The organism is Mucilaginibacter paludis DSM 18603, assembly GCF_000166195.2.
Lineage (GTDB): Bacteria > Bacteroidota > Bacteroidia > Sphingobacteriales > Sphingobacteriaceae > Mucilaginibacter > Mucilaginibacter paludis.
The window spans coordinates 8,001,984-8,026,800 of sequence record NZ_CM001403.1 but is presented as its reverse complement, the minus strand read 5'-3'; the positions used below and the strand labels follow the sequence as shown (position 1 = coordinate 8,026,800).

General features: G+C 43.0%; 29 protein-coding genes and 1 tRNA gene. 18 read left to right on the top strand and 12 right to left on the bottom strand.

Annotation, left to right across the window (positions count from 1 at the left end; translation table 11 throughout):
- Positions 1 to 13: 13 nt before the first annotated feature.
- The 11 genes from MUCPA_RS33910 (at position 14) to MUCPA_RS33865 (ending at position 7,579) form a co-directional block, all read left to right on the top strand.
- The gene (locus MUCPA_RS33910; RefSeq protein WP_040626802.1) at positions 14 to 427 is read left to right on the top strand and encodes a hypothetical protein; all 414 of its coding nucleotides are present in this window, start codon (positions 14 to 16) and stop codon (positions 425 to 427) included.
- A gap of 77 nt (positions 428 to 504) precedes the next feature.
- A complete protein-coding gene (locus tag MUCPA_RS33905) occupies positions 505 to 2,523 on the top strand; it encodes a type IV secretion system DNA-binding domain-containing protein (protein ID WP_008512944.1) in 2,019 nt (672 codons plus the stop codon).
- Entirely contained in the window at positions 2,520 to 2,963 is a 444-nt protein-coding gene (locus tag MUCPA_RS38025; RefSeq protein WP_008512943.1) for a hypothetical protein, read from the top strand. Before MUCPA_RS33905 ends, MUCPA_RS38025 begins: the two co-directional genes overlap by 4 nt.
- Positions 2,953 to 3,420, top strand: a complete 468-nt coding sequence (locus MUCPA_RS38020; protein ID WP_008512941.1) for a M23 family metallopeptidase — start codon at positions 2,953 to 2,955, stop codon at positions 3,418 to 3,420. Before MUCPA_RS38025 ends, MUCPA_RS38020 begins: the two co-directional genes overlap by 11 nt.
- Before the next feature lie 67 nt (positions 3,421 to 3,487).
- Positions 3,488 to 4,813, top strand: coding sequence for an ArdC-like ssDNA-binding domain-containing protein (locus MUCPA_RS33890; RefSeq protein WP_008512940.1), 1,326 nt, complete (start codon positions 3,488 to 3,490; stop codon positions 4,811 to 4,813).
- Positions 4,810 to 5,604 (top strand): DUF4099 domain-containing protein, encoded by a 795-nt coding sequence (locus tag MUCPA_RS33885; protein ID WP_008512939.1) that lies wholly within the window; start codon positions 4,810 to 4,812, stop codon positions 5,602 to 5,604. Before MUCPA_RS33890 ends, MUCPA_RS33885 begins: the two co-directional genes overlap by 4 nt.
- Positions 5,604 to 6,179 carry a hypothetical protein gene (locus MUCPA_RS33880; RefSeq protein WP_008512937.1) on the top strand — a complete coding sequence of 192 codons (576 nt, stop codon included), beginning with the start codon at positions 5,604 to 5,606 and terminating at the stop codon, positions 6,177 to 6,179. Before MUCPA_RS33885 ends, MUCPA_RS33880 begins: the two co-directional genes overlap by 1 nt.
- Positions 6,176 to 6,649 carry a hypothetical protein gene (locus MUCPA_RS33875; RefSeq protein ID WP_008512935.1) on the top strand — a complete coding sequence of 158 codons (474 nt, stop codon included), beginning with the start codon at positions 6,176 to 6,178 and terminating at the stop codon, positions 6,647 to 6,649. Before MUCPA_RS33880 ends, MUCPA_RS33875 begins: the two co-directional genes overlap by 4 nt.
- Complete coding sequence (locus tag MUCPA_RS38015) at positions 6,646 to 6,816, top strand: hypothetical protein (protein ID WP_157544036.1); 171 nt, start codon at positions 6,646 to 6,648, stop codon at positions 6,814 to 6,816. The genes MUCPA_RS33875 and MUCPA_RS38015 overlap by 4 nt, the downstream gene beginning before the upstream one ends.
- A 209-nt stretch (positions 6,817 to 7,025) precedes the next feature.
- Entirely contained in the window at positions 7,026 to 7,295 is a 270-nt protein-coding gene (locus tag MUCPA_RS33870; protein ID WP_008512933.1) for a helix-turn-helix domain-containing protein, read from the top strand.
- Positions 7,292 to 7,579: a hypothetical protein gene (locus MUCPA_RS33865; RefSeq protein ID WP_050982197.1), complete on the top strand. Its 288-nt coding sequence runs from the start codon at positions 7,292 to 7,294 to the stop codon at positions 7,577 to 7,579. Before MUCPA_RS33870 ends, MUCPA_RS33865 begins: the two co-directional genes overlap by 4 nt.
- 15 nt (positions 7,580 to 7,594) lie before the next feature.
- On the opposite strand, the gene MUCPA_RS33860 is transcribed toward MUCPA_RS33865, so the two are convergent.
- The 9 genes from MUCPA_RS33860 to MUCPA_RS33825 all read right to left on the bottom strand — a co-directional run bounded on the left by MUCPA_RS33860 (position 7,595) and on the right by MUCPA_RS33825 (position 14,869).
- Positions 7,595 to 8,140 carry a GNAT family N-acetyltransferase gene (locus MUCPA_RS33860; protein WP_008512929.1) on the bottom strand — a complete coding sequence of 182 codons (546 nt, stop codon included), beginning with the start codon at positions 8,138 to 8,140 and terminating at the stop codon, positions 7,595 to 7,597.
- Positions 8,141 to 8,994: 854 nt separating this feature from the next.
- Complete coding sequence (locus MUCPA_RS33855) at positions 8,995 to 10,230, bottom strand: site-specific integrase (protein WP_008512925.1); 1,236 nt, start codon at positions 10,228 to 10,230, stop codon at positions 8,995 to 8,997.
- A gap of 259 nt (positions 10,231 to 10,489) precedes the next feature.
- A tRNA-Ser gene (locus MUCPA_RS38010) sits at positions 10,490 to 10,576 on the bottom strand.
- Positions 10,577 to 10,656: 80 nt separating this feature from the next.
- Complete coding sequence (locus MUCPA_RS33850) at positions 10,657 to 11,646, bottom strand: YihY/virulence factor BrkB family protein (RefSeq protein WP_008512923.1); 990 nt, start codon at positions 11,644 to 11,646, stop codon at positions 10,657 to 10,659.
- A 169-nt stretch (positions 11,647 to 11,815) separates the two neighbouring features.
- Positions 11,816 to 12,223, bottom strand: a complete 408-nt coding sequence (locus MUCPA_RS33845; protein WP_008512921.1) for an acyl-CoA thioesterase — start codon at positions 12,221 to 12,223, stop codon at positions 11,816 to 11,818.
- Complete coding sequence (gene mltG / locus MUCPA_RS33840) at positions 12,223 to 13,278, bottom strand: endolytic transglycosylase MltG (protein ID WP_008512919.1); 1,056 nt, start codon at positions 13,276 to 13,278, stop codon at positions 12,223 to 12,225. Before mltG ends, MUCPA_RS33845 begins: the two co-directional genes overlap by 1 nt.
- A 6-nt stretch (positions 13,279 to 13,284) precedes the next feature.
- The gene (locus MUCPA_RS33835) at positions 13,285 to 13,590 is read right to left on the bottom strand and encodes a rhodanese-like domain-containing protein (protein WP_008512917.1); all 306 of its coding nucleotides are present in this window, start codon (positions 13,588 to 13,590) and stop codon (positions 13,285 to 13,287) included.
- On the bottom strand, positions 13,590 to 14,360 hold the full coding sequence (locus MUCPA_RS33830; protein WP_008512915.1) for a PASTA domain-containing protein: 771 nt from the start codon (positions 14,358 to 14,360) through the stop codon (positions 13,590 to 13,592). The genes MUCPA_RS33835 and MUCPA_RS33830 overlap by 1 nt, the downstream gene beginning before the upstream one ends.
- A gap of 200 nt (positions 14,361 to 14,560) precedes the next feature.
- The gene (locus MUCPA_RS33825; RefSeq protein WP_008512913.1) at positions 14,561 to 14,869 is read right to left on the bottom strand and encodes an RNA polymerase sigma factor; all 309 of its coding nucleotides are present in this window, start codon (positions 14,867 to 14,869) and stop codon (positions 14,561 to 14,563) included.
- 243 nt (positions 14,870 to 15,112) lie between these two features.
- On the opposite strand from MUCPA_RS33825, the gene MUCPA_RS33820 reads away from it, so the two are divergent.
- Genes MUCPA_RS33820 through MUCPA_RS33810 form a run of 3 tightly spaced genes read left to right on the top strand, consistent with a single transcriptional unit; the run spans position 15,113 to position 17,878 of the window.
- Positions 15,113 to 16,099 (top strand): D-alanine--D-alanine ligase, encoded by a 987-nt coding sequence (locus MUCPA_RS33820; RefSeq protein ID WP_008512912.1) that lies wholly within the window; start codon positions 15,113 to 15,115, stop codon positions 16,097 to 16,099.
- A gap of 37 nt (positions 16,100 to 16,136) precedes the next feature.
- A complete protein-coding gene (locus MUCPA_RS33815; protein ID WP_008512910.1) occupies positions 16,137 to 16,772 on the top strand; it encodes an ABC transporter ATP-binding protein in 636 nt (211 codons plus the stop codon).
- Entirely contained in the window at positions 16,772 to 17,878 is a 1,107-nt protein-coding gene (locus tag MUCPA_RS33810) for a hypothetical protein (RefSeq protein WP_008512908.1), read from the top strand. Before MUCPA_RS33815 ends, MUCPA_RS33810 begins: the two co-directional genes overlap by 1 nt.
- Before the next feature lie 49 nt (positions 17,879 to 17,927).
- Here MUCPA_RS33810 and MUCPA_RS33805 read toward each other — a convergent pair whose 3' ends face one another.
- Positions 17,928 to 18,341, bottom strand: a complete 414-nt coding sequence (locus tag MUCPA_RS33805; RefSeq protein WP_008512906.1) for an organic hydroperoxide resistance protein — start codon at positions 18,339 to 18,341, stop codon at positions 17,928 to 17,930.
- A gap of 96 nt (positions 18,342 to 18,437) precedes the next feature.
- On the opposite strand from MUCPA_RS33805, the gene MUCPA_RS33800 reads away from it, so the two are divergent.
- From MUCPA_RS33800 to MUCPA_RS38005, 4 genes are all read left to right on the top strand, one after another.
- Entirely contained in the window at positions 18,438 to 19,697 is a 1,260-nt protein-coding gene (locus tag MUCPA_RS33800) for a putative DNA modification/repair radical SAM protein (RefSeq protein ID WP_008512903.1), read from the top strand.
- Between the two features lie 8 nt (positions 19,698 to 19,705).
- A complete protein-coding gene (locus MUCPA_RS33795) occupies positions 19,706 to 20,464 on the top strand; it encodes a TIGR03915 family putative DNA repair protein (RefSeq protein WP_008512901.1) in 759 nt (252 codons plus the stop codon).
- Between the two features lie 820 nt (positions 20,465 to 21,284).
- On the top strand, positions 21,285 to 22,634 hold the full coding sequence (locus MUCPA_RS33785) for a PhoH family protein (protein WP_008512898.1): 1,350 nt from the start codon (positions 21,285 to 21,287) through the stop codon (positions 22,632 to 22,634).
- Between the two features lie 376 nt (positions 22,635 to 23,010).
- Positions 23,011 to 23,163: a hypothetical protein gene (locus MUCPA_RS38005; RefSeq protein ID WP_008512896.1), complete on the top strand. Its 153-nt coding sequence runs from the start codon at positions 23,011 to 23,013 to the stop codon at positions 23,161 to 23,163.
- A gap of 277 nt (positions 23,164 to 23,440) precedes the next feature.
- On the opposite strand, the gene MUCPA_RS33780 is transcribed toward MUCPA_RS38005, so the two are convergent.
- Both MUCPA_RS33780 and MUCPA_RS33775 read right to left on the bottom strand, forming a co-directional pair.
- On the bottom strand, positions 23,441 to 23,947 hold the full coding sequence (locus MUCPA_RS33780; protein ID WP_008512895.1) for a hypothetical protein: 507 nt from the start codon (positions 23,945 to 23,947) through the stop codon (positions 23,441 to 23,443).
- A 34-nt stretch (positions 23,948 to 23,981) separates the two neighbouring features.
- The gene (locus tag MUCPA_RS33775) at positions 23,982 to 24,701 is read right to left on the bottom strand and encodes an intradiol ring-cleavage dioxygenase (RefSeq protein ID WP_008512894.1); all 720 of its coding nucleotides are present in this window, start codon (positions 24,699 to 24,701) and stop codon (positions 23,982 to 23,984) included.
- Between the last annotated feature and the right edge of the window lie 116 nt (positions 24,702 to 24,817).

The window sequence follows — 24,817 nt, the reverse complement described above, 5'->3', positions numbered from 1 at the left end:
GATCCGCCGATGGGTGGAATCACAATGCGAAGGGCGTGTACTTAACCTGTTCGCAGGACCAACACTACTGCAGGTAGACGAAGTGCGCAATGATTTGGACCCTGCTATGCCGGCAGAATATCATCTTGATGCGCTGGATTTACTCGAAACCTGGCAGGGCGAACCTTTCGGAACCATCCTGCTTGATCCGCCTTATGCGCTGAGAAAAAGCATGGAGCTTTACAAAGGCAATATCTGTAGTCCGTTCCGTAGAATAAAAGATGCCATACCACGCTGCCTGAAACCAGGTGGCCTGGTTATCACTTTCGGCTATCATTCGGTCGTCATGGGATGCAGCAGGTCTTTCAAATTGGAAAAAGTGGCCTTGTTCAGCCACGGCGGCGCGATTCACGACACGATTGCCAGCGTGGAAAGATTTATTAAATAAAGCCATTTCACAGCGGTACCACACCTCAATAACCAGGTTGACGATTAGCCGTTTTGCCAACCTATTAATAATTCTTTATGGAGGAAACGCGGGAACAACAGAAGCTACATGGCTTCCTGCAATGCTTGATTTATGTGATGGTCGCCCTTGAAGCGGCCATTTTCATTTATATCCGGGCACCGTTCTGGGGGATTTTCCACCATGCGCTGTACCGGATCAGCCTTCTGCCGTTTTACGCCAACCTGGTCTATAGCAAATTGGCCACTTTGGGCCTGATCTGCCTGGTCAGTATTGGTACGGTAGCCAAAAAAGAGGTCGATCTCGAACCTAAAAAACACATTGTTTACCCGCTCACTTTAGGTTTGCTGCTGTTTTTCGGCAGCCTCTTTTGTTACGGGCGCGATGGGCCTTCGGTTTTTGCCTATACCCGCTGGAGCGACCTGGCCTATATGGTACTGTCAGTCACCGGGGCATTGCTGACCAGCATCGCGATGGACAATATCTCCAAGCTCATCCGCTCCGGCCTGGGTAAGGATGTGTGGAACGTTGAAGGAGAGAGTTTCCAGCAGCCGGAAAAATTGGTGACAACGGATTATTCAGTGAATATCCCGATGCTGTTTTATTACAAAAGAAAGGTAAGAAACGGCTGGATCAACCTGACAAACCCCTTTCGGGCGACGCTTTTGATCGGCACCCCAGGTTCCGGTAAAAGTTTTTCCATTGTTAACCCGTTTATCCGGCAGCTAACCGCCAAGGGATTCTGCCTGGCGTTATACGATTTTAAGTTTCCCGACCTCGGGCAGATCGCTTATTATCACTACCTGCTTGCTAAACAGCAGGGCAAACTGGCCGGCTACGATTTTCATGTAGTCAACCTGAATGAAGTGGAGAAAAGCAGGCGCATCAACCCCTGGAAGAAGGAATATATCCGGACGCTGGCAGACGCCGGAGAAACTGCCGAAGCATTGGTGGAAGCGATGAAAAAGGGTGACAAATCCGGTGGCTCAGACCAGTTCTTTACACAATCTGCCATCAACTTCCTTTCGGCCTGTATCTATTTCCAGAGCCGTTACGAGGACGGTAAATATTCCTCGTTCCCGCATGTGCTGGCTTTACTGAACCGCAGCTACGAGGAAATATTCCAAACCCTGTTTAAACAGGCAGAGCTTGCCTCTTTGTTATCGCCATTCGTTTCGGCATTTAAGAACAAGGCTTTTGACCAGTTAGAAGGGCAGGTCGGTACGTTAAAGATCTTTTTATCACGCCTGGCGACCAAAGAAACTTACTGGGTCTTTTCAGGTGATGACTTCGATTTGAAGATATCGGATAAAACACACCCCGCCATGTTGGTACTGGCTAATGATCCGGCTACGCAAAATATCAATTCCGCCTGCTACTCAGTCATCATTAACAGGCTGACGAAATTGATTAACAGTAAGGGTAATAAGCCTTCGGCACTGATCATCGACGAGTTGCCTACGCTCTTCGTGCACAAGATCGAAAACCTCATCGCAACGGCACGCTCCAACAAGGTGGCTGTGCTCATGGGTTTACAGGAGCTGCCGCAGTTTCAGCAGCAATACGGCAAAGACACCGCCGCCACCATTACATCGGTGACCGGAAATGTCCTGTCCGGTGCTGTGCGCAGCAAGGAAACTCTGGACTGGCTTGAAAAGTTACTGGGCCGGAATAAACAGATCACAGAGGGTCTTTCGATTGACCGCAATAAAACATCCACTTCTCTTAATGAAAAACTGGAAACCCTGGTGCCGGCCGGCAAGATCGCCACGCTGAACGCGGGCGAACTGGTCGGCGTAATCGCCACTGATGCAAAGGAGGGCTATACCGGTCAATATGAGTCCTCGGCCATCAATTGCAAGGTCAATCTTAACCTCGATGAGCTCAAAAAGGAAGAATCGGGATACAAGCCGTTGCCTTCTTATTATGATTTTGCTGGCAATAAAGAGGCGGTCCTGACCGAAAACTTTAAACGAATCAACAGGGAGATTGCCGCCATCGTGCAGAAACATCAGCCACCGAAAGTGGATACGCCCAAAGCCTCTATGAAAGAACAAGTTAAAAATAACAGAAAATGAACCAATCAGACGACCTGACCGGCACCCTGGTGCTGGTACACCCCGAATTGCCGGAAGACCCGGTTAACAAACAAGGCCAGATGGGTATGATCATGTTCGCCGAACCGGAAAAGGACGATATCTATGTCACCTTCGGCAACAATGAACGTGCGCTCTATGGCAGTGATGCTTTGCTGGTTTTCAAAAAACCCGGCGAAATCTACCAGGAACTCTTGGTCAACACTAAGAACATTCCGATCCCTGACTTTAAAGCCCTCCACAGAATCGGTATGCTTTTGGATAATGGCACATCGAAAGGTGCTAAAGAGGCTATGCAGCTTGCTGTCGAAAACCCCGGTGTGCATAGTCATGCCATGGAAACTTTGCAAAGCAAACTTGGCCTGGATGTCAGCATTGCGGCCGAAAAGGAACAAACGAATACGCAAAGCTATGGCCGTTAAGCTTTGGGGGATTTTTTTAATGTGCAGTCTTCCGCTGCGGCAGATCCGCCTGACCTCGTCATTTGGGTATCGCATGCACCCTGTTTATCACCGGATCAAAATGCATGCAGGCATCGATCTTGCCGCACGGCATGACACCGTATTTTCCATTCTTGATGGGGTGGTTCAAAGCTGCAGGTACAGCAATACGCTTGGTTTATTTGTCCGTATCGATCACGGGGGTTCACTGAACACCCTGTACGGACATTTATCTCAATGGCTCGTTATGCCCGGCGACACCGTTAGTGCAGGGGATCCGATCGGCATTACCGGCGCGACCGGCTTAGTCTCCGGAGAGCATCTTCACTTCGCTGTTACCTATGGTAAGCGCTGGCTGAACCCATTGAGATTTCTTTACCAAACCGTCTACAGAAAAGCAGAATCAATGAACCGATTACCTCAAAGACCAGCTTTTTGACCTGGTCAACTATTGTCTTGCAATTTTTTGTTCGAACAAGTCCACTGTGATAATCAAGAAATAAGTAATGAGTAAACAATCAAATCAACAGATCGCGGACCGCCTGATCGAAAAAATGAACGACAGGCAGAGCCCCTTCGATCTTCCCGGCTTCGCAATGCCGGTAAATCCCACCACCGGAAAGGCTTACCGTGGGATGAACGCCCTATGGCTGGCTATGCAAGGACCACGCGACCCGCGATGGATGACCCTGAAACAGGCATCAAACAAAAATGGCTGGAAAGTTCAAACCGGTTCAAAAGGAACTTTAATCAGCTTCCTGAAAACTACCGACCGTATACAGCTTTTAAATGATGATGGCAAGCCGCAGCTCAACAGCCGCAGAAACCCTAAAACGGAACTGATCAAGCTGGCTAACCCCGTTGAAACGGACGCCTATGTATTCAACGCGACCCAGATTGAAGGTATTCCCCCGCTAAAGGAATTTGAAGAGCGCCGGAACGCATCAAAACCTGAACCCGTTGAAGCTTTGGCCAAACTGGTGGAGCTGACCAATGCAAAGGTGGAAGCTACCATCGGCGAACCCGGTTACGACCCCACAGACCGCATTATTTACATGCCTGAGCCGGACACCTTTGGCACTCCGCAGGAACACCTGGCTGCCCTTTTGTATGAGGTGGTGAAATTCGCGGGACATGAAAAAGGATTATATGACCCGATGGATGTTACTCCGGCTTCCCAGGCCCGACCTGCACTGGCTTCCCTGTTCACCGGCAATGAAATCGGCGTGCAGGCACAGCTGGCGCCTCAAATGAACTACCAGGATGTTTACCTGACGGCGGCGGCAGCACCTGATGAACTGGAGGTTGCGGCTAACAATGCGCAATACACCACCGATTACCTGCATGGCCTCATCAATTCGCCTGAACAACGCCAGGCTGCAAGACAGGAACGTATTTTGATCGTAGGCGATGTGATCGACTACAATGAAAAACAATATGAAGTAATGGGTAAACTACGCGGAAAGGACCTGCAGGTCATGGACAAATCTACCGGTAACCGCTTTAAAGCCGGCCCGGGTGACGGCATTTATGCTTCGCTGTTAAGTGCGAAAACAGAGGCCCTAAAACAACAACGGTCGTTGGAGAAACCGATGGCGCAGGAACAGGACTTCGACCGGGAAGAAGAAAGGGATAACAGCATGGAATATGAACATGCCGATGAGCTGGAACATGAACAGGAGCATCACATGACCATTGAGCAGCAAATAGATACCGGATTGAATGAAGATGAAGGTAACGCGCTGGATTTTAGCGAGGAATATGAAGAAATTCCGGAACTGAACCTGGGTGAAGAAACCGGTGAAAAACAAAAAAGTGGGAGGAAACGGTGAATAATGAAATTTTTAACGAGGAGGATCTCCCTTTACATGACCTAAGATCAGTCGGGCTGGTGTCGGAAGGTAGAATTCTGTTAGAAGAAGCCGATTTAAAAGCCTTGTTATCCGGCCGCCGCACGCAGCTTATCCTGCTGGAGAACCTGGAATTCGCAGGCACGAAGATCGCATCCCTGAAGGCTAAACTTTCACTGGTTACCGGTGCGGATGGGGAACCTGAATTGCTGCTGCACCCGACATATCTCCGCAGTATTCCACCTGGCTACCTAACCGATACGGAAACCGAGGCCTTGGAAAAAGGAGATGAACCCAGTCTGGAAAAGGATATAGTCGACAGTAACGGACAGCGCAAGCGCGTCCTGGTCGAATTTGACAGGGAGACAAACCAGTTCCTGGAAACAGACGAGGATAAATTACAGGCTCCGGACGCGATTAACGGGCATCCGCTTACACCCGGGCAGAAAGCTAAATACAAGCGCGGCAAGGAAGTGGAAGTACCTGACGGTACCAAAGTAAAATACACAGCAACTACCCGCGAAGGAATACGGGCCAACCGTGTCGCTTTGATTGCATCGATCATCTTTGACGGCGGGATTTCTTACCTGCTATTCCACGGCATCAAAGCGCTGACCGGTCAGAAACATGATGCGGCATCCCATGAACAAAGCCAGGGGTATAAGGATACTGTTGAACAAATGAAAAAGCATCAGGAAACAGGACCGGCACCAAAACTGGATCTTTCCGGGGAAGAAGAAAGCCGCGATTTCAAACGGCGCTCTTACCGCTGATGGCCGCATTGCTGGATAAGCTGGGCGTTCCTAAGAACGTCCGGCTTTTTTTTGAACCGTATTTCCAGGTGTTGCCAGACGGTAGCATTTTATTCCCTTTTGGGGAGGATACCGAACATTTCAGCGTTCATTTTCACCAGATACCATCGGCAGTCATACCCTGGACCGCAGGAAATGGACCGCTTGTTTTTATCAGCTATTCAGCCATGGAATGCGTCGCTTTTTTAAGCATTTATAGTCATGCCTACCCGGTTTTCGGCCAGTTGCAATTTATCGCCATCGGCAATTATTTTACAGGCCTCAACGTTTCGGCAAGCAAAATCGCGATGCTTTTTGGCCGGGATATTCTTGGCAGGCTAACAGACATAAAGGTATCAACAGCGCTCAGGAATAAAAACACACCAATATTTTATAGCGGCGATGACCTCTTTGAGGTCCGCGGCCATTCTTTTTCAGAATCTCAATTAACCCTAAATGCTTTTGAAACCGTACTGGGTATCCGGTCAGGTATCCGCACCCTCAAGCCCAGGGGATTTAACACATTTCTTGAACAATTAAAACATCAAAATTTATGACACTGATTTCTTTTCAGCATTCGATCAAGTACGTTTATCTGCAATTGGCGCCCTATGCAGCGCTAACCATTACCGCCGCTTACATGGCCACAGGGCTGAATTTCTTATGGTTCATGGCCTACCTGGGATTGTCGGCCCTATTGGCCTGGCGGCTGATAGAACTCGCCTCCGTTCATTACTTCTTTACACATGATATGTTGATCATCAACAGGGGCGTTATTTTCAAAACGGTGGATTGCCGCCCGCTCTGGCAGCTTAAAGGCATAGAGGTACGCCATAACCATAACTGGTTGCTCCGCATTCTGCATATTTTGCATATCGACTATGGCCTGCAAGGGCCGCCGGCCGACCACATCCGGATAGTCGGCGTTGACGCCCAAACTATCCTCAAAGTAACAGAAGCGCTCAATGAGGGTATAGATACTAACATCGAAATGTGGCGGAATCATTTTCAGCAAGAAAGCGCATGAGTATAATTACTATCCGGCCATCGGCGATCTATGCCTTGCTGATGGTTATACCATTGTTCGTTGTCTCCCTTGCTTTTTTAGGGTTAGCCTGGTGGCTACTGCACACCTTTATACTGATCAGCTTACTATGCAGCAGCATCGCTTTATACCGCTACTGGCAGATCTGACAAACGGTGTATAGCCTTGAGCCGGAGGTGCTGTACATCTCAACCGGCATATTTTTGCGTCGGACGGACAGCCTTGAACTTTACCGTGTAAAGGGTGCGCAAGTAGTGGCAGCATAACAAATATACCCATGGCAGGGTATTTGGAAACCTAATCCCTAACGACGAACCGCATTACCCGTTCGTTCTCATCATCACCTAAATTATTTTTTATGCCTTCAGAAATTATCACCAAAGATGATTTAGAAGCGTTCCGACGATCACTGATTAATGATATTCAGGATCTGTTATCCAACAATAAGCCAGATAGCAAAGAGTGGCTCAGGTGTGCTGATGTTCGGAAATTCCTCAAAGTTTCCACCGGCACAGTCCAAAATTTAAGGATCTCCGGAAAGCTCAAATCCAAGAAAATCGGCGGAATGCATTTTTACAGATTAGCTGACATCGAGAATATGCTCAATGACAAACTGCAAAAAATATGAAACCAGAAATGTCTAAGCCATTAATACTATATTCAAAAATAGCCGATGATCCGCGCGTCAATGTTTGGCATATCAGCTTGTATACTTTTATTCTTTCACTTTGGCATGAAAGCGGCTACCAAAAGCAAATAAGAGTTTCCCGTAAACAACTCATGAAAGGGGCTCATTTTAATAGCATAACTACCTACCATAAATGCATTGGTAAACTCAAAGAATTGAAATACATTATCTACCTGCCGACTTATGATACCTACCAGGGCAGCACGATAGAATTGGTCTTGTAAGCAAGAAACTGCTTCTTAAGCTGACAAAGCATATAAGTCCTGAAATGGGTCAAAGTTATTCTGAAGTATAAAGCCAGACCTTTCCAAAACTTTGCCTGCCGCGTGATTTTTGCGATTAACCACTGCGGCTATCTTCTTTATTCCGTTTGACCTTAGGCTTTTCACAATGGCAGGTAATAAATTGGTCATGATAGACTGACCTTTCGCATCTCCGATCAGGTAAAATTCCAAAAAGTAGGGGTAGTCCTCAAGCCGGTAATGTTCCCTCGCCACTGCAGGTGGAATTAGATCAATGATCCCCACCAATTTACCAGTGCTATTGGAAGTGATGAAATGAACAGCATTCCTGCCATTGTGAAAATTCAGGATTGCGCCGTTAAGCCAGTTCTTAGCATCCTCAATATTCACCAACCTCTTTTCTGGTATAAAATGTAATGTTTGCTCGTCCGACAGGATCTGGTAAATCTCTTTTGCCAAATCCTCATAGCGCAAAAAATCATCCGCCCCAAATGGATGTACACTAAAGTTTGCCCTCTCCAGGCAAATAGTTGGTATGATCATAGGTGCCCCAATTTATAAATCATCGCCGTTTCCATCAACACTTCTCTTAATTTATTTCCTCCAAATACCGATTTCGATCTCATTATCACGTGAATAATTTCGCCCTGAGCATACGCCGTTATTGGCCGTCTTTAAATCGTAATAGTCAGACAATTTTTTATTCTACTAATGCAAAAGAAAGGTATCGCGCGCATCCTTTCAGTCCTTGCTCTGATGTGTTAAATTTCAACATTAGTTTTTGGCAGGCTAATCTGTATAGTCTGAGGATTATCCTGAGTTCCGGAAATAATTCTAAAGTTTACTTCATTATGGGTTATACTGCCATCGCTGGCCAAAAGCGTACACTCGCCCGCAAAAAGATCAGACAGGCTCGAGTATTTACTTTCAAATTTTCTTAGCCAGGGAAGATCTAATGTGTTTCGTATGCGTTGTAAATGGATGGGATTTTCGGCAATCGAAACATTTTTGGATTTCTGATAGAAGTAGGCTGTATAATCTTACTGCGCTAAGGCTGCGGTGAACAATGGTAAACTGAGCTTACCCGTTCTATTCATCAACGACGAATATGAACCCTTTTCCAATATCAATTTGAGCAAAGTCTGCAATCCAATGCGAAAGGTTTGTTCAAATCTTACTGTAATCGACCTGCCTGCAAGGCACTGGGTTCCTTTGGAACGTAAACGCAAACTTACGGAGGGCATACGCTCATGGGTTAAATTGAACGGACTGAAATAACGTTTTAATAACAAGCTGACCCTAAATATAAAGCGTTACTCGATTCATATCAGAGAATTTGTATTGAAATTAAAATGTAGGATCACTATATTAATAATGATCCTACAAATTCTGCCTTTTCAGTAATCCTGATAGTTTTTTCCGATTAGGTTTTCTTCCAGCAAAAGCATGTCTTTACTAACCTTGTAATTTTGCATTTTAGCATAATGCTGTGTTTGCCGGATTGATGAATGTCCAAGCATCTTTGAAACGGATTCCATCGGTACACCATTGTTAAGGGTAACCGTGGTTGCAAAAGTATGTCGCGCAATGTGAAAGGTAAGCTCTTCCTTTATTCCGCAGGTATCAGCAATCTCCTTCAGATAGGCATTCATTTTTTGATTGGTCAAGACAGGAAGTGCAGCATCTGTTTCTATGCATTTGCTATGATCTCTGTATCGGGTTAAAATTTTTCGTGCTTGAGCTAAAAGCGGTAGGTGAGAGGCAGAGTTGGTCTTTTGACGATTAATAAAAATCCATTCCTTGTCATCTATTCCGGTCTTTATATCAGATCGCTTCAAATTTTTCACATCCGCATAGGCAAGGCCGGTATAGCAGCTAAAAACAAAAATATCTCTCACTAACGACAATCTTTCGGCGTCGAATTTTTTTTCAATTACCCGCTTCAACTCGGCCTCTGTCAGCGCAACTTTTTCGACTGCTTTCTTCGTCAGTTTAAAGTTTGCGAAAGGATCACCAGGAAGCCACCGATTTTTTACACAGATTAACACGACCTTTTTGAAATTCGCCAAATATTTCATAGTTGAATTATGATTGCACTTTCGTACCGTTTTCAACCAGAAAGCGTACTGGGATATAAATTCATGATCTAGTTCTTTAATCGGCTTATCATCCGCCTTATACATCCACTTGATAAAATCCCTTGTGTGCTGCATAGAGATCTCATACCGACCGATTGTTCCTTTGGCGAAGTCTATACCCTCTAAAGCTTTCATCTGGTCATTATGGTGTTTAAATACATCCAGAATCATCCTTTGCTTTTCAGTTACACCATGTAAAACATCTTTAATAGCTTGGGCTGTTATCGGCTTGTCAGTATCAAATAGTGATCTTTTAGCCTGATAAACTAATTGCTCTAAACTATCCAGGTAGTAATTGAGTTCCTTGGTGGACTCTTTGTTTCCAATTTCCCTTCCTGCGCCGGAATTCCAGCGCGATTGCGCGCATTTACGTTTTGTAGATAGTTCGGTTGATTTGCCATCTACGGTGATTTTCAAATAGATGAACATCAGGTCATCTATTTGATTTTTAGTTTGTTTTAAGAAAAACAATAATCCAAAGCTCTTTTCCAACATAACACATTAATAAAAAGTTAAACAAAAGTACGTTTGTGCTTGCTGTACTACAAGATGTCCACGGCGCGAACATGCTGTAGTACAGATTGTTATAATCCTTTCGTTGCGTCTTTTTATTTTTTCAGTGGGTTTTTAAAAGACGCAACGAATGACGCAACAGAGTTTTGCGATTGTATGCGAGTTTTGGTAGGTAATGGAAAAGAAAAAGCCCTTTAATTTCTCAATTAAAGGGCTCAAATCACTTTTTTAATGCTTTCAGCGGAGAGCTAGGGATTCGAACCCCAGGAACCTTTAACAGTTCAACAGTTTTCAAGACTGCCGCAATCGACCACTCTGCCAGCTCTCCGGGGTCAAAAGTACAAAACCAGCGTGAATTGGCAAATTTGATATTAACTTTTTTTCAATTAAATATTAACGCCTTATTAATCAGCGCATTTTATTGCCTCCGGAGTCGATTTTCTTCGATTTAAAGGTATTATACTTCGGTTTTACGATTTTTATAGTGCGTTTGGAGAGGTCGATACTGGCATTTAATTCGAATCCGATGAGAATTATTAGCGAATTAAGGTAAAGCCAAAGCATAATAACAATGAGCGTACCTAACGATCCGTATAGTTTATTGTAAGATGAAAAATGATTGATATAAAAGGTAAACCCCAGGGATGTGAGCACGGCAAGGCAGGTAGCCAGTATGGAGCCCGGGCTTAAAAATTTCCAGCGCCGTTTGTGTGCAGGGCCGTAGCGGTATAAGATGGATACGGTTACAAAAAACAAAACGATGACGATAAGCCAGCGTGATATCATAACCAGGTAGATCCAAAATTTACCGCCGGTATTTAACTGAAATTGGATAAAGCTGATGATATACTGGCTGATGGTCATGATCAATATAGCCACAAATAGTGAGAATGAGATCAGCATGGTGAGCACCAGGGCTATCCAGCGACGTTTTAACCAGGTACGGGTTTCAACAATAAGCGACGACTTATTGAATGCCCGCATTAGCTTATGAACGCCATTGGTAGCGAAAAACATGGCGGATAAAAATCCGAAGGATAACAGGCCGCCGTGCTGGTTCTTCACAATGTCCTCTATAGTTGATTCGAAGGCTGCATAGGCGTTGCTGGGTAGTATAAGCTCAATGATATTTAATAACGTATCCTGGAAGCTCTTGATAGGAATATAAGGGATTAGTGTAAACAGGAAGATAGTGCCTGGGAAGATAGCCAGCAAAAAAGTATAGGCCAGGGACGACGCTTTATTGGCCAGCGATTCTTGCTTAAGTTCCTGGAAAAAAAATATGGCTACGGTATACAGAGGCAGCGGACGGAAGCCGGGCAAAATAACCACCTTGGTCCAGTCGAGCAGGTACCTGTAAACCCTCAAACGCAATAAATTCCGGTGCAGCCAATCCATTGATCCAAAAATACGTAAAATTCGTGTCGAATGATTTTAAAATTGCGTATCACGATAGCGACGGTTTACCCACGGAAATTATAGGCCACCTGATAAACAGGTAGATAGAAAGGTTAGATATCCTAATTTTTAAAAATGCTATTTTGTGCTGCAAACCGCTTGTGGGCCTTTACTTAAAAAACGGCTTCATTTTATCCAGAAAGTAGTCGGGAGCCATGCATGGGCGCCGGGTTTCCATATTTACAAAAACCAACAGCGTTTCGCCAACGTTAATCAGCTCTTCTTTCTCATTAAATAGCTCATATTTAAAATGAATGCGCACACCTGGCATTTTCTCCATCGTTACCCGGATGGTGATCTCCTCATCATACATAGCCGGTTTAATGTATTTGCAATGCAGTTCAAGCACGGGCATCATTACGCCAAAATCTTCCATGCCTTTGTAGGTAAGGCCAAGGGAGCGTAACATTTCTACCCGGGCTACCTCGTAAAACTCGGCGTAGTTGCCGTAGTACATGTAACCCATCTGGTCGGTTTCGCCGTAGCGTACGCGCAGCTTATTACTATGTACAAACATCAGCGTTTAATATTTCTTTCGTCTAAAGCCTTTTGAAACTTGTGGGCATTAATTAAATGTTGCGCCACGTTGTCGGCAAAATTATGGTAGCCTGAAAAATCCTCTTTGGCGCACATGTAGATATAATCGTTATGCTGATAATCAAGCACGGCGTTAATGGCATTGATGGATGGCATCATGATAGGGCCGGGGGGCAAGCCGGTATACATATAAGTATTGTAAGGCGAATTAATTACCAGTTGCTTTCTCAATACCCTGTGGATGGTGAAATCATTGGCGGCAAATATCACGGTAGGGTCGGCTTCCAGCTTCATGCCTTTTCTTAAGCGGTTTAGGTACAAACCCGCTATAGCCGGCATCTCATCATCGTGCAGTGCTTCGGCATCAACTATCGAAGCTAATATCGAAACTTTAACCGGGCTAAGGTTCAAAGCGGCGGCCTTGCGTTTCCGTTCAGCAGTCCAAAACTTTTGGTATTCGCCAAGCATACGGCCCAATATTTTTTTGGCCGGTACGTTCCAGTAAAACTGGTACGTGTTGGGCAATATCATGGTATAAATATTATCTTTAGTGAAACCCAGTTTTTCAACATACTCCGTCGAGTCCAGCAAACTGATGATCGATAGCGAGTCGGCTTCCAGCTTTTTTGAAACATAACCCGCAAAGTTTTCTTTAAGGCGAAGGTTTTTGATAGACACCTTAACGGGCTCCTGCTCACCCAGAATCAGCATGCGGATCAGGTCGCGGTTACTCATGCCGCTGCGCAAGCGATACCGGCCTGGTTTAACCCTGTTGATATAGTTTTTGTTGTGCGCGGCCCACATAAATGTGGTAGAATCTTTAACGATACCTTCTTCGCGAATGGTTTTGTATACATCATTGAAATTGGAGCCGGTGTGGATATACAAGTATTCCTGCCTATCAGTTACGTTAGGCCCAAAATACCGGAGGTAATAAAACAAGCCCGTTCCCGCAAGGGCCAATACAATGATGATAACTAATGTGATGATAAATTTCCGAAAAACGCCGCCGGAAGATTGTTGCTGAGTAGCCATTTGTTTTTAATACTTATTATTTAGCTTCTGGAGGGCTAATAAGCCTCCCTCCAGATTTTTAACATTGAGATAACCATTTTGCTGTAAGATATGTTTGCCCGTTTTACTGCGTAAGCCCATCTTACATACAACGATGATCTCTTCACTTTTATTCCATTCCAGTTCGTCAAGTTCTGACGGTAATTTACCCAATGGAATATTTTGCCCGCCAATGTTATAGGTATGGTATTCCATTTCATCCCTAACATCCAACAGGTTTAACGTTTCGCCCTGATTTATCCGGTCGTTCAGGTTAGTCGCGCTGATATCCATTAATTTTTTTGAGTAACGGTCAAATTAATGTGTGTACCAATACTCACTTTGCCTGTCGTGTCGCTTTTCATCGGGCTTTGCGCTATCACAGTTACTTTGGTAGTATCGGTTATGGTGCCCTGGTAGGTGATATTACCGATAATTAAGCCCGAATTTTTGATGGCAAATTTGGCTTCGTCCAGTTCAAGGTTTATCACTTCGGGTATTTCTACTTCGCTTGCGCCTGCGCCATCACCCAGAACCAGGTCGATGGTTGATCCTTTAGGTATTTTGCTTCCCGGTTTTAAAACCTGGCCGGCAAATCTAACCTCAAGCACACGGTCGCGGGCAATATCCGGCTTATAGGTGGTATCGCCCACCTTTAAACCAAAATTGGATATATTGGCAACGGCGGTACGATAGGTGTCTTGTGTTAAATCTGGCAGGGATACATCGGGTGCCTGGTTTTTTACTATGGTTAAATAAATGGTACGGTTTTCTTTAACATTGGTGCCCGCATCCGGGTCTTGTAAAATAACGGTACCCGCGGCTTTATCAAGCACATAAACAGAATCAATCTGCGGGTTATGAAAACCCTGTTGTTCCAACAAAGCAATGGCCTTATTCACTTGCATGCCCTCTAAATTGGGTACCGGCACTCCCGAACCATGGCGGGTATAGTATCCAAGGCTAAAGAAAGCAATCAGTACAACTACAATAACCGTTCCCGTAGCGATAGCCAGGTTAATAACAAACTCCCTGGTTTTTAAGTAATCAACAACTTTACTCATCTAATTATAAACTTTGCTCTATTGTGTTAATTTGATGATCAAACATAGGGTAAAATTTCCAATTTCAGGCTGTTGAATTTTGGGTTTTTAACCAAAAGGCGCAAGCGGGACGTGAATGACGAAGAAATTGGAACTCCGCTATATCTTAGCTCCACGATGGTTTATCCCATCAGTAACTGTCATGCAGCAGGCAGGGCTTATTAACCAGGATTATCATTAACATATAGTAAAGTTTGGGTGTGATGGATAGCTAACGCATGTTTTTGTGCAATATGGTACATCCAGGTAAGGAGGGGGCTTTTAGCAGGATCATACTGATCTATCGAATCCCATATCGCTAAAAATATGTCCTGCAATATCACACCCGAGCAATCCTGATCTTTAAGAACTGTGGAAGCTACACCGGAAAGAGTTTCAGCGTACCTGTTGTGAATTACCTGTAGCGCCTTCGGATTGCGCTCTTTGAGTGCGCAAACCAAGTCTTTTTCTGAAGGAAAAGTATCGTTCATCAAATTTCAGTTTAAACGTTTTTTGAGAAACAATAATTCTGGCTGATACCGGCCCGTTTATTCATTGATGTACGAAAGGCTGCTATTGTTGGATTTTCTTTTTACTAAAACCTGCATGCCATAACAGCAATATTTGAGAGCAGGCAGCAATTGAACTTTTAATCTCGAAAATTGCGACTAAGGTTTATATTTGGAAGCCTGAATATAATTAGCAAACTGAAAACAGGTTAGCATTACATAAAAATGAAAAATATTGCTCTTTTAGCCGGAGGATTTAGCGGCGAATACGAAGTGTCTGTTAAAAGCGCCCAATATATAGCGGCCAATTTACCGGCAGAAAAATATAAGGTTTATACCATCCTGATCACAGCCGATGGTTGGTTTTACGAATCAGAAGGAGGGGAGCACATTGATATCGACAAAAACGATTTTAGCCTGAGCCTTAACGGCGATCGAATAAAATTTGATTTTGCTTTCATTACCGTACACGGTACTCCCGGTGAAGACGGTAAACTACAGGGCTATTTTGATATGCTGTGCATACCGTACAATACCTGCGATGCTACAACATCGGCCATTACCATGAACAAGGCTTATACCAAAGCCATCGTCAATGGGATAGAAGGGCTGCACACCGCCAAATCAATGCAGCTCTTCCAGCACGATGGGCACGATATTGCAAGCATTGCGGCCCGTTTAAAGTTTCCGTTGTTTATTAAGCCCAACAATGGCGGCAGCAGTGTAGGCATGAGCAAGGTGCATAACGTTGCGGCGCTGCCCCAGGCTTTGGAAAAAGCTTTTCACGAAGATCACCAGATCCTGGTAGAAGAGTTTATTAAGGGCCGTGAGTTTAGTATTGGTATTGTAAGGTTGCATGGCGAACTGAAAGTTTTGCCAGCTACCGAGATTATAAGCTCCAAAGAGTTTTTTGATTATGAAGCCAAGTATACCGATGGTGTTACTCAAGAGATAACCCCGGCCCACCTGAGCCAAGAGCAGGTTAAAACTATAGCCCGCATAGTGAGCGAGGTTTACCTGAGGCTGAACTGCCACGGCATGACCCGCCTCGATTTTATTTTACAGGAAGAATCGCAGGATTTTTACTTTATCGAGATCAATACCACACCGGGCCAAACCGTGAATAGCCTGATACCGCAGCAGGTAAGGGCCGCAGGTATGGATATAAAAGATTTTTACAGCGCGTTAATAGAGGGTGCTGTTCGCCGTTAATTATAAAACAGATAGCCATCTATAAAGTAATTTTTTAATGCTTCAATTTGTAAACTTCAAAAAATCTTACGGCAACTATCCGGCGCTGCAGGTTCCGGATCTTGAAATAAAAGATGGTATTTATTGGATCAAGGGCGTAAACGGATCGGGTAAGAGCACTTTGCTTAAATCAATTGCCGGTATATTGGCCTTTAATGGTGATATTTTATTAAATGGCGACATCAGTATCAAAAAACAACCGGTAGCCTTTCGTAAGCTGGTTAACTTTGCAGAAGCGGAGCCGCTTTTTCCGGAGTTTTTAACCGGCGGCGAGATGATCAGGCTATTTGCCGATGCCAAAGACGCGTCGCCGGGGCAGGAGCGGGAATACATCGAAAGTATGGGCATTCAAACTTATATGGACAGGCCGATAGGCACTTACTCCAGCGGTATGTTAAAAAAGCTGTCGCTGGTGTTGGCCTTTTTAGGAAAACCCAAATTGATTTTGTTAGACGAACCGTTGATCACCATTGATACCGCTGCCCTCAAGATATTATATAGCTGGATGGCCGATGGTTACAGAAAAGCAGGTACTACATTTTTGCTAACATCGCATCAGGCGCTCGATCCTTTGGAATTGCCTGAAGCCAAAGAGCTTTTGGTTGAAAATCAAACCCTGAACGTTGTAGCCTGATGTTATCACCTTTATCTAATATTCTGCTCAAAGTATTTGCCAGCGGTTTCTACCGTACACATGCCGGTATATTTTTCTTTCTTTTATTTGTGATGTTCGGCATGGTTGAGCCTTCACAATTGCTGGGCTACCATTTAACGCTCATGCTGGCTTTTATCAGCAGTCCGTTAATGATGGTTATTGTTTTTGCCGTATGGCTTGTTTATACTTTTAAATGCTGGCATTATGTGGCAGGGCAGGCATTTGCATTGCAACAGCAATTTTTATTTTACAGCAGCTCATCGTATACCAAAAGCAAACAGTTTAGCAGTTGGTTTATTCTGCAGGCCTATATTGGTTTGCCGGTGCTGGTTTATGCAGGGATAAGTTTGGGCGTAGCGGTTAAACACCATTTTTTTTTACAAGCAACGGTTATCTTGGCTTACCTCGCCTTCCTTACAGCCCTCAGCGCATGGTTTTATATGCGTTTAATTAACCAGTTAATTGACGGCAGCACCCAATCGGTGATCATCAAGTTTACAAAAAACTGGAAGAAACCTTATTTCAGTTTGTATATCTTCCATGTTTTGGATAAACTGAAATTAAAGTACCTGATCACTAAAGTACTGTCGTACCTCATTATTACTGGTGTATTCCTGATGTTTGCCGATGTAAGCCACGATTTGCGCGTTGCAGGTATAGCCCTGCTGGCAATCGCCGTATCGCACTCGGTAGTGATATTTGAGGAGAGGCAATTTGAAGAAACATTTTTGGTATTCTCGCGAAATTTGCCTTACTCGCGACTGAAACTTTTTTTATCCTTTTTAGGTGTTTACCTGGCGCTCTTGCTGCCCGAAGCCATCTGGTTGTTTGTTCGTTTTTCGCCAGTGATGGCTATGGGGCTATTGGCTTTCGGCCTCAGTTTAACCATCCTTTTTCACAGCCTGCTTTACAAATTAGGCCTGGATATGGAAAAATACCTTACATGGGTGCTCGGGCTATTTATCCTTCTTTTTTGGGTGGTGATGTTCAGGCTGATCTGGCCTTTAATAGTGGTGAATATGGCCATAGGATACTTCGTATTTTATAAAAATTACTATAATTCAGGGCAAATAAAAAGCGAATAATCTCTTATCCGCTTTGATGGTATGATGAGTATTCTTTATGCTGATAGTACTATTCAGCAATAATTTTCACGTCGATGTTGCCCCTGGTAGCTTTGGAGTAAGGGCAACCCTTATGTGCGGCATCTGCCAGTTTTTGAGCTTTTTCCAGGTCTAATCCCGGGATATGCACGTGCAGTTCCGCAGATAAGTTGTAGGATGCTTCGCTCTCCTTGTTAAAAGAGATATGTACATCAACCGTAGCTTCTTTTACATCAACGTTATCGCGTTTGCCCACCGAGCCTAAAGCGCCCAGATAGCAGCTTCCCCAGGCACCGGCAAATAATAATTCAGGATTGGCATATCCATCTTCGCCACCCATCGCTTTCGGAGCTTTTAATTCCAGATCGATAACACCGTCTGATGATTTGATATGGCCGTCGCGGCCGCCTTTTGCTGTAACTACAGCGGTATATAATTTTTCCATGGTAATAGTTATTCTTTAGCCTATAAAGTAAAAATACTGCAAAAAGTTTTACTGCAATCAATTATAAATTACTAAAAAAATTAGTAATTTTGAAGCATGGCAAACTGGGAAAGGATACAGGAGAAGTTGCAAATATTGGCCGATGCTGCTAAGTACGATGTGTCGTGCGCTTCAAGCGGCAGTAAACGCAAAAACGAAAATAAAGGGCTGGGGAACGCCAGCAACGGTATTTGCCATACCTATACCGAGGATGGGCGCTGCGTTTCCTTACTCAAAATTCTGTTAACCAATCACTGTATTTTCGATTGTGCCTACTGTATTTCGCGCAAAAGCAACGATATCAAGCGCGCCGCTTTTACCGTGCAGGAAGTGGTAGACCTCACCATCAATTTCTATCGCCGTAACTATATCGAGGGTTTATTTTTAAGCTCGGGCATTTTTAAAGATGCCGATTATACCATGGAGCGTTTGGTGCGTATTGCTAAAAAGCTTCGTACCGAGCACAACTTTAACGGTTATATCCACCTGAAATCAATACCCGGGGCGAGTGATGAACTGATGCGCGAAGCTGGCCTTTATGCCGACCGGCTAAGCATTAACTTGGAAATGCCAACCGAAGAAGGTTTAAAGCTTTTAGCTCCTGATAAAAACCGCCAGGACATGATTAAGCCGATGGACTTTTTAAAGCACGAATTGATATTACGAAAAGAGGAAAAAAAGCTGTTTAAAAAGGCGCCGCTGTTTGCACCGGCAGGCCAGAGTACCCAAATGGTAATTGGGGCCACACCAGAAAACGACCACCATATTTTATTTACTGCTAACCATTTTTACAAAAGCTTTAATTTAAAACGCGTTTATTATTCGGGCTATGTGCCCATCAGTGATGATAAGCGCCTGCCGGGCCTCAATACCGCAGTACCTATGGTTAGGGAAAACCGGCTGTACCAAGCCGATTGGTTAATGCGTTTTTATGGTTTTAAGGTGGATGAAATTGTGAATGCCCATGTGCCGCATCTTGATTTGGATATTGATCCCAAATTGGGCTGGGCCATCCGCAACATGCAGGTATTTCCTTTAGATATTAACCATGCCGACCTGCAGTTAATTTTGCGTATACCCGGTATCGGCGTTCAGTCTGCACATAAAATTGTAAGCGCCCGAAAGTTTAATAAGTTAAATTGGGATAATTTAAAAAAGATGGGCGTAGCCCTTAACCGTGCCCGGTATTTTATCACCTGCGGTAGTAACGAATTTGAGCGCCGAGATCTTACCGGAACCAAGATCAAACAATTTATATTGGCCGAGTCGCAAAGTAAATATCTTAAAACACAACCTTCGCAATTGAGTATGTTTTAAAATCAATCATGACAACACTTTTTCACGATGGATCGTTCGAAGGGATTTTAACCGCCATATTCGAAATTTATGCACGGAAGCTTGAAATGGTAAAACTGTTAAAGCAAGGAAGCCATAGTGCTGCCATGTTTACCTACGAACTTAATATACCAACCGATGAAAGCCGGGCAAAGCGTGTATTGGCAGGGTTGATAAAAAAAATAGGATCCGCAGGCGTGCAACGCTTGTACGTAGCTTACCTGTCAGAAATTAACGACTCAGATAACCCTATTATAGGTTACATAAGGTATGTGTTTGATAGCGAGCGACCTGTTGAGGATGATTATAGTAACAAATATGTGCTGCGCATTTCGGAAATTGTGCGGATGGTGCGGCGCGAAAAACACCGGATGGAGGCCTTTGTCCGCTTTCAAAAACTGAAGGACGAAACTTTTTATGCCACCATAGATCCCGACTTTAACGTATTGCCTTTGATATTGAGGCATTTTAGAAAACGATATGCCGACCAAAAATGGCTTATCTATGATACCCGCCGCGGCTTTGGTTTGTATTACGATTTACACCAGGTTGAATATATTACTTTAGATTTTTCGGAGCAGGCCGTGGGAAGCAATATTGTATGTCAGTACGAAAGCGATGAAGCGATATACCAGGTATTGTGGAAGGATTATTTTAAAAGTGTAAACATAACCGAACGAAAAAATAACAAGCTGCATTTGCGGCATGTGCCTAAACGCTACTGGAAAAACCTCACCGAAAAATTTTAAATTTTATTCTTTATTTCAACCTTGGAGGTAATACAGCACCATTATAGCTAATTTGGTGTATCTCTCTGGAAATGATGTGGATAAGCTTAATGTGGATAACCACCAGCAACTTGCTGAAATGTGCTTTTTTATTGATATACAAACACTATTTATATGTTCATAACCAGCCTATTAAGGTTAATAACGTGTTTGTAAAATACACGACTTTTTACTTGACAAATGTTAATACATATACTAACTTAGACTCATCAAGAACGACGTACATTGACAGCCTTGACAGAAGATTAGAAATTGAACCGGGGGAGTTTCAGGACGAACTAAAGATCAAGGGAAGCTTCGGCCAAACTGAAAAATAAAAATCACGAAAAAAGGATTTTTAGAAATAGGTAAGGTGTCGACAAAAGGTATTACAAACTGTTGAATAACCCTATGGGGAGAAGCAATTGGTGAAGTAAAAGATTGCGGAGGGACAACGCTTGAAAAAGCGATGGAGAGACGGATCATGGTCGTGATACACAAAACTTGATGCTTCTGGAAAGCTACGGCAAACCAGTAAGTTTGAAACGGAAGAGCAAATCGAAAGAAGATGCCTTCCGTTTTAATTTTATGAGGGGATACTCTCTCAAAAAGTTAATTCAAATCCCTTAATATCTAATACATCGTAAAGACGCTCCGATTGCCTCTATATTATTCTTACTTATCGGTTAGGAAAGCATTTTTTAGTCACGCTGTACAGTTTCATCGATATTAAAAATATTCTTTTGCACAATTGTAAAATTCTATTTCTTTTATCGAATGTAAATTATCTATTTTTAGCCTCATGAGTAAAGAGGGTAAAACCAGGGCTGGCGGCAAGAAAAAAATTTTTGTTCTTGATACGTCCGTTATCTTGTATGATCATAATGCATTTCAAAATTTTCAGGAAAACGACGTAGCGATCCCGATCCAGGTTTTGGAAGAGCTGGATAATATGAAAAATGGGAATGACACCCGCAACTTTGAAGCTCGAAGCTTTATCCGGATGATGGACGATCTTTCGCAGAACAACCTGATCAGCCATTGGTTGCCACTTCATGGTATCAACAAAGGACAATTTAAAATTGTGGTTGATAAGAAGACCGATACCGACGCGGAAGAGATTTTTGGCGATGGCAAGGTGGATCATCGCATCCTGAATGCAGCCCTTGGTTTACAACATGAAAACCCAGATAAGCGGGTAATTTTAGTTTCAAAAGATATTTGCCTGCGGTTGAAAGCAAAATCTCTCGACTTGCACGCTGAAGATTATGAAACCGGCAAAATCAAGAACCTGGAGCAATTGTACACCGGCAAGGCTATCGTAAACAAGGTTCCGGATAAGGTACTCACCACATTTGCAAAAAATGGAATTTTAAACCCGGACGACCTTGAATTGGGGAGCCTGCAGAACAATCACTTTTACATACTACACGGAAAAAAAAGATCGATACCTGCGTTTTATAACGGCCAAAGCAAACAGCTGGAAGAGGTTGTTGAGCAACCGGTTTTCAATATCAGCCCCAAAAATGTGGAGCAATCATTTGCTATTCATGCCTTACTTAATCCCAATATCAAGTTGGTAAGTATACAGGGTAATGCCGGTACGGGCAAAACATTACTGGCGCTGGCCAGCGCGCTGGAGCAACGGAAAGATTTTAGGCAGATATACGTAACGCGCCCCATTGTGCCTTTAAGCAATAAGGACATTGGATTTTTACCCGGTGATATTAAGTCGAAGATTGATCCTTATATGGCACCGATATGGGACAATTTAAAGTTTATCAAAGATCAGTTTAGCGACGACGATAAAGTAAAGCTAAAGATTGATGAAATGGTTACTAACGAGAAAATTGCCATAGCGCCCCTGGCATTTATCCGGGGCCGTACCTTAACTAAGATATTTTTTATTGTTGATGAAGCTCAAAATTTAACTCCGCACGAAATTAAAACCATTATCAGCAGAGCTGGAGAACACAGTAAATTTGTTTTTACCGGGGATATATATCAAATTGATACACCTTATTTAGATGCGGAAAGCAACGGGTTATCATACCTCATTGATAAAGCAAAAAACCATCCGCTTTATGCGCATATCACCTTGCAAAAGGGCGAACGGAGTGAACTGGCAAACTTAGCTACGGAGTTGTTATAAATTAATTATCAGTAGATAAAAGTCTTTTCTTTATAGAGATTAGAAATTGGCCTGATGATTTACAAAATTCAGCAGCTTAATGTTGAATCATTTTGAGCCGCAAAAAGCCAATCGATCAATTTATTTGCTATCAAAATGATAAAAGCCTTTCAAATTGAAAAGCTTTCGTTGGGTGTCCCGGTTCGTAAAAGAAAATTTTGTTACCCTATATAGCTTACACGCAATAATGAGTGAGCTTAGCCATCATTTTGGACCGCTTTTTGAATAGCGTAAATCCGGATTTAGCAATGCTGCCAGGAAGTAAAAATTATATTTTATAAAATATAATTTTTACCCGTAACTTTGCGAGTTATAAATATTCAATTAATTTTTTGTTATGTTAACCGTTATTGAAATTGTGATGGTAGTGGGTTTATTTATTGTACCACTATTAACTCCAAAGAAAAAGCACAATAAAGTAGTTGTCGATACCAATACAAGTAATGCTCAATATGCCATTGATGAAGGTGGCTATATTGTAAAACTTTAGTTTCTTAAGTAAAGAAACCCGGCAACCAAATTTTTAGGCCGACTTGTGTATTCGTAGTACGCATGTCGGCTTCTTATTGTTTAACAATATTACAAATTGTTTTTTAAAATAACAAAAAATAGGTTGTATTTTTTTGAAGTTTTATATTTTGTGGGGTTTTTACTTTCAAAATCAACTTGCGAAATGATTTTTGCGATAAAAACACAGAAAATATCTGCTTAAATTTTCATTGCTGCCAATAAATTTGCCATTATATTGGTTTTACAGCAAATCCTTTTTATAAAACCTCTTGATACTGAAATATAGATAAATTAGGCTGGATGCTGATCAGGAAAGTTTCAACTGGCTCATTTTTTTTGCTCTGATCACCCGGCGCAAGTAGCAGATATTCGTTCATCGCTTTAAATAAGGTAAATATCCCGGTGATATAATTAATTGAAATTCTGTGGGCGCTACTGTCCAAAATATCAGATGATAACAACTTAAATTCAGGTATTTCAAAAGCAACGTCGTTACCAAGATGGTCTTTTAGTCCAGGTATTTTATAATCCAGTTTATCTATCAAATGCGTAACGGCTATACTTAATTTGTAATGAAGGGAGTTTGCCCTGCCGTCATGAGCTTTGATATCATCAAAGGATCTAAAAATTCGATCCATATTATAAGCTTGTGATTTCATCAAAAATTCTTGATACGACGTGGAAAATACGCTCCTCTCAAAATCACTGCTTGCAGATGAGTCAATAACTTGTTTGTAAGCAAGCTTAATCAATGCTTTAGCCATTTTTATAATTATAGTAGTGTTAATGTTGACTTTTTTACAGTGCCAACCCTATAGTGTAAATACCCGTATAACCCGCAGAAATACTTCCGGATAAGCTTAAAGTTTCTTTAGCCAGGTCGCTGGCCGAATCGCCAAAAACACTATCGCTCGCATTCCGTGTTGTGTTGATACCATGAGCCGAGTAAAGGCTACTTACGTAAACAACATCCGATACGGTTTCGGGAAATGCCATTTGCGCTGTTTTTTTCAATACCCCGTTGATGAATATTTCCAGGTGGATATGCGTGGCGCGGCCTGCGTACCATCCTGGATAAATAGTAGTAAATTTAACTTGTCCATTGGTGTCTGATAGTTGATAACCTCTCAACCAGGTTTTGCCAACATAACTTTGCGTACCTAAAATACCGGGCTGATTTGCATAGCCGGAGTAATAGCCATCTTTATTACACTGCCACATATCTACCCGTACATTAGGCACAACAGCTTTACTACTATTTACATTAATAACCGTAAGGATAAGATTAAGTGCTACGCCGGTTTGACCGTCGGTAACGTCGGCTCTTTGCAGCGGGTTGTTAACCTCGCCTCCCACGTATGGATAGGGGCCTTCAGTTTCCGTAGGGGTTTCATCGCTGTTAACTGTGCTTGTTGTAGTTGTATCATCGCTTCCAGAGTTTTTTTTGCAGGCCTCCAATACCATAGGCCCGGTAGCGGCTGCTATGGCAAAAGTTTTTAAAAAGCTTTTACGTTCCATATTTAATTTTTGTATGTGTTAATGTGCTGGCTAATATCTTGGCGCAGGATGAAAACAAAATGAAAAGTAACATTTTTATTACACCTGTATCCTTTTGATGTTGGGTGGCTGATTTT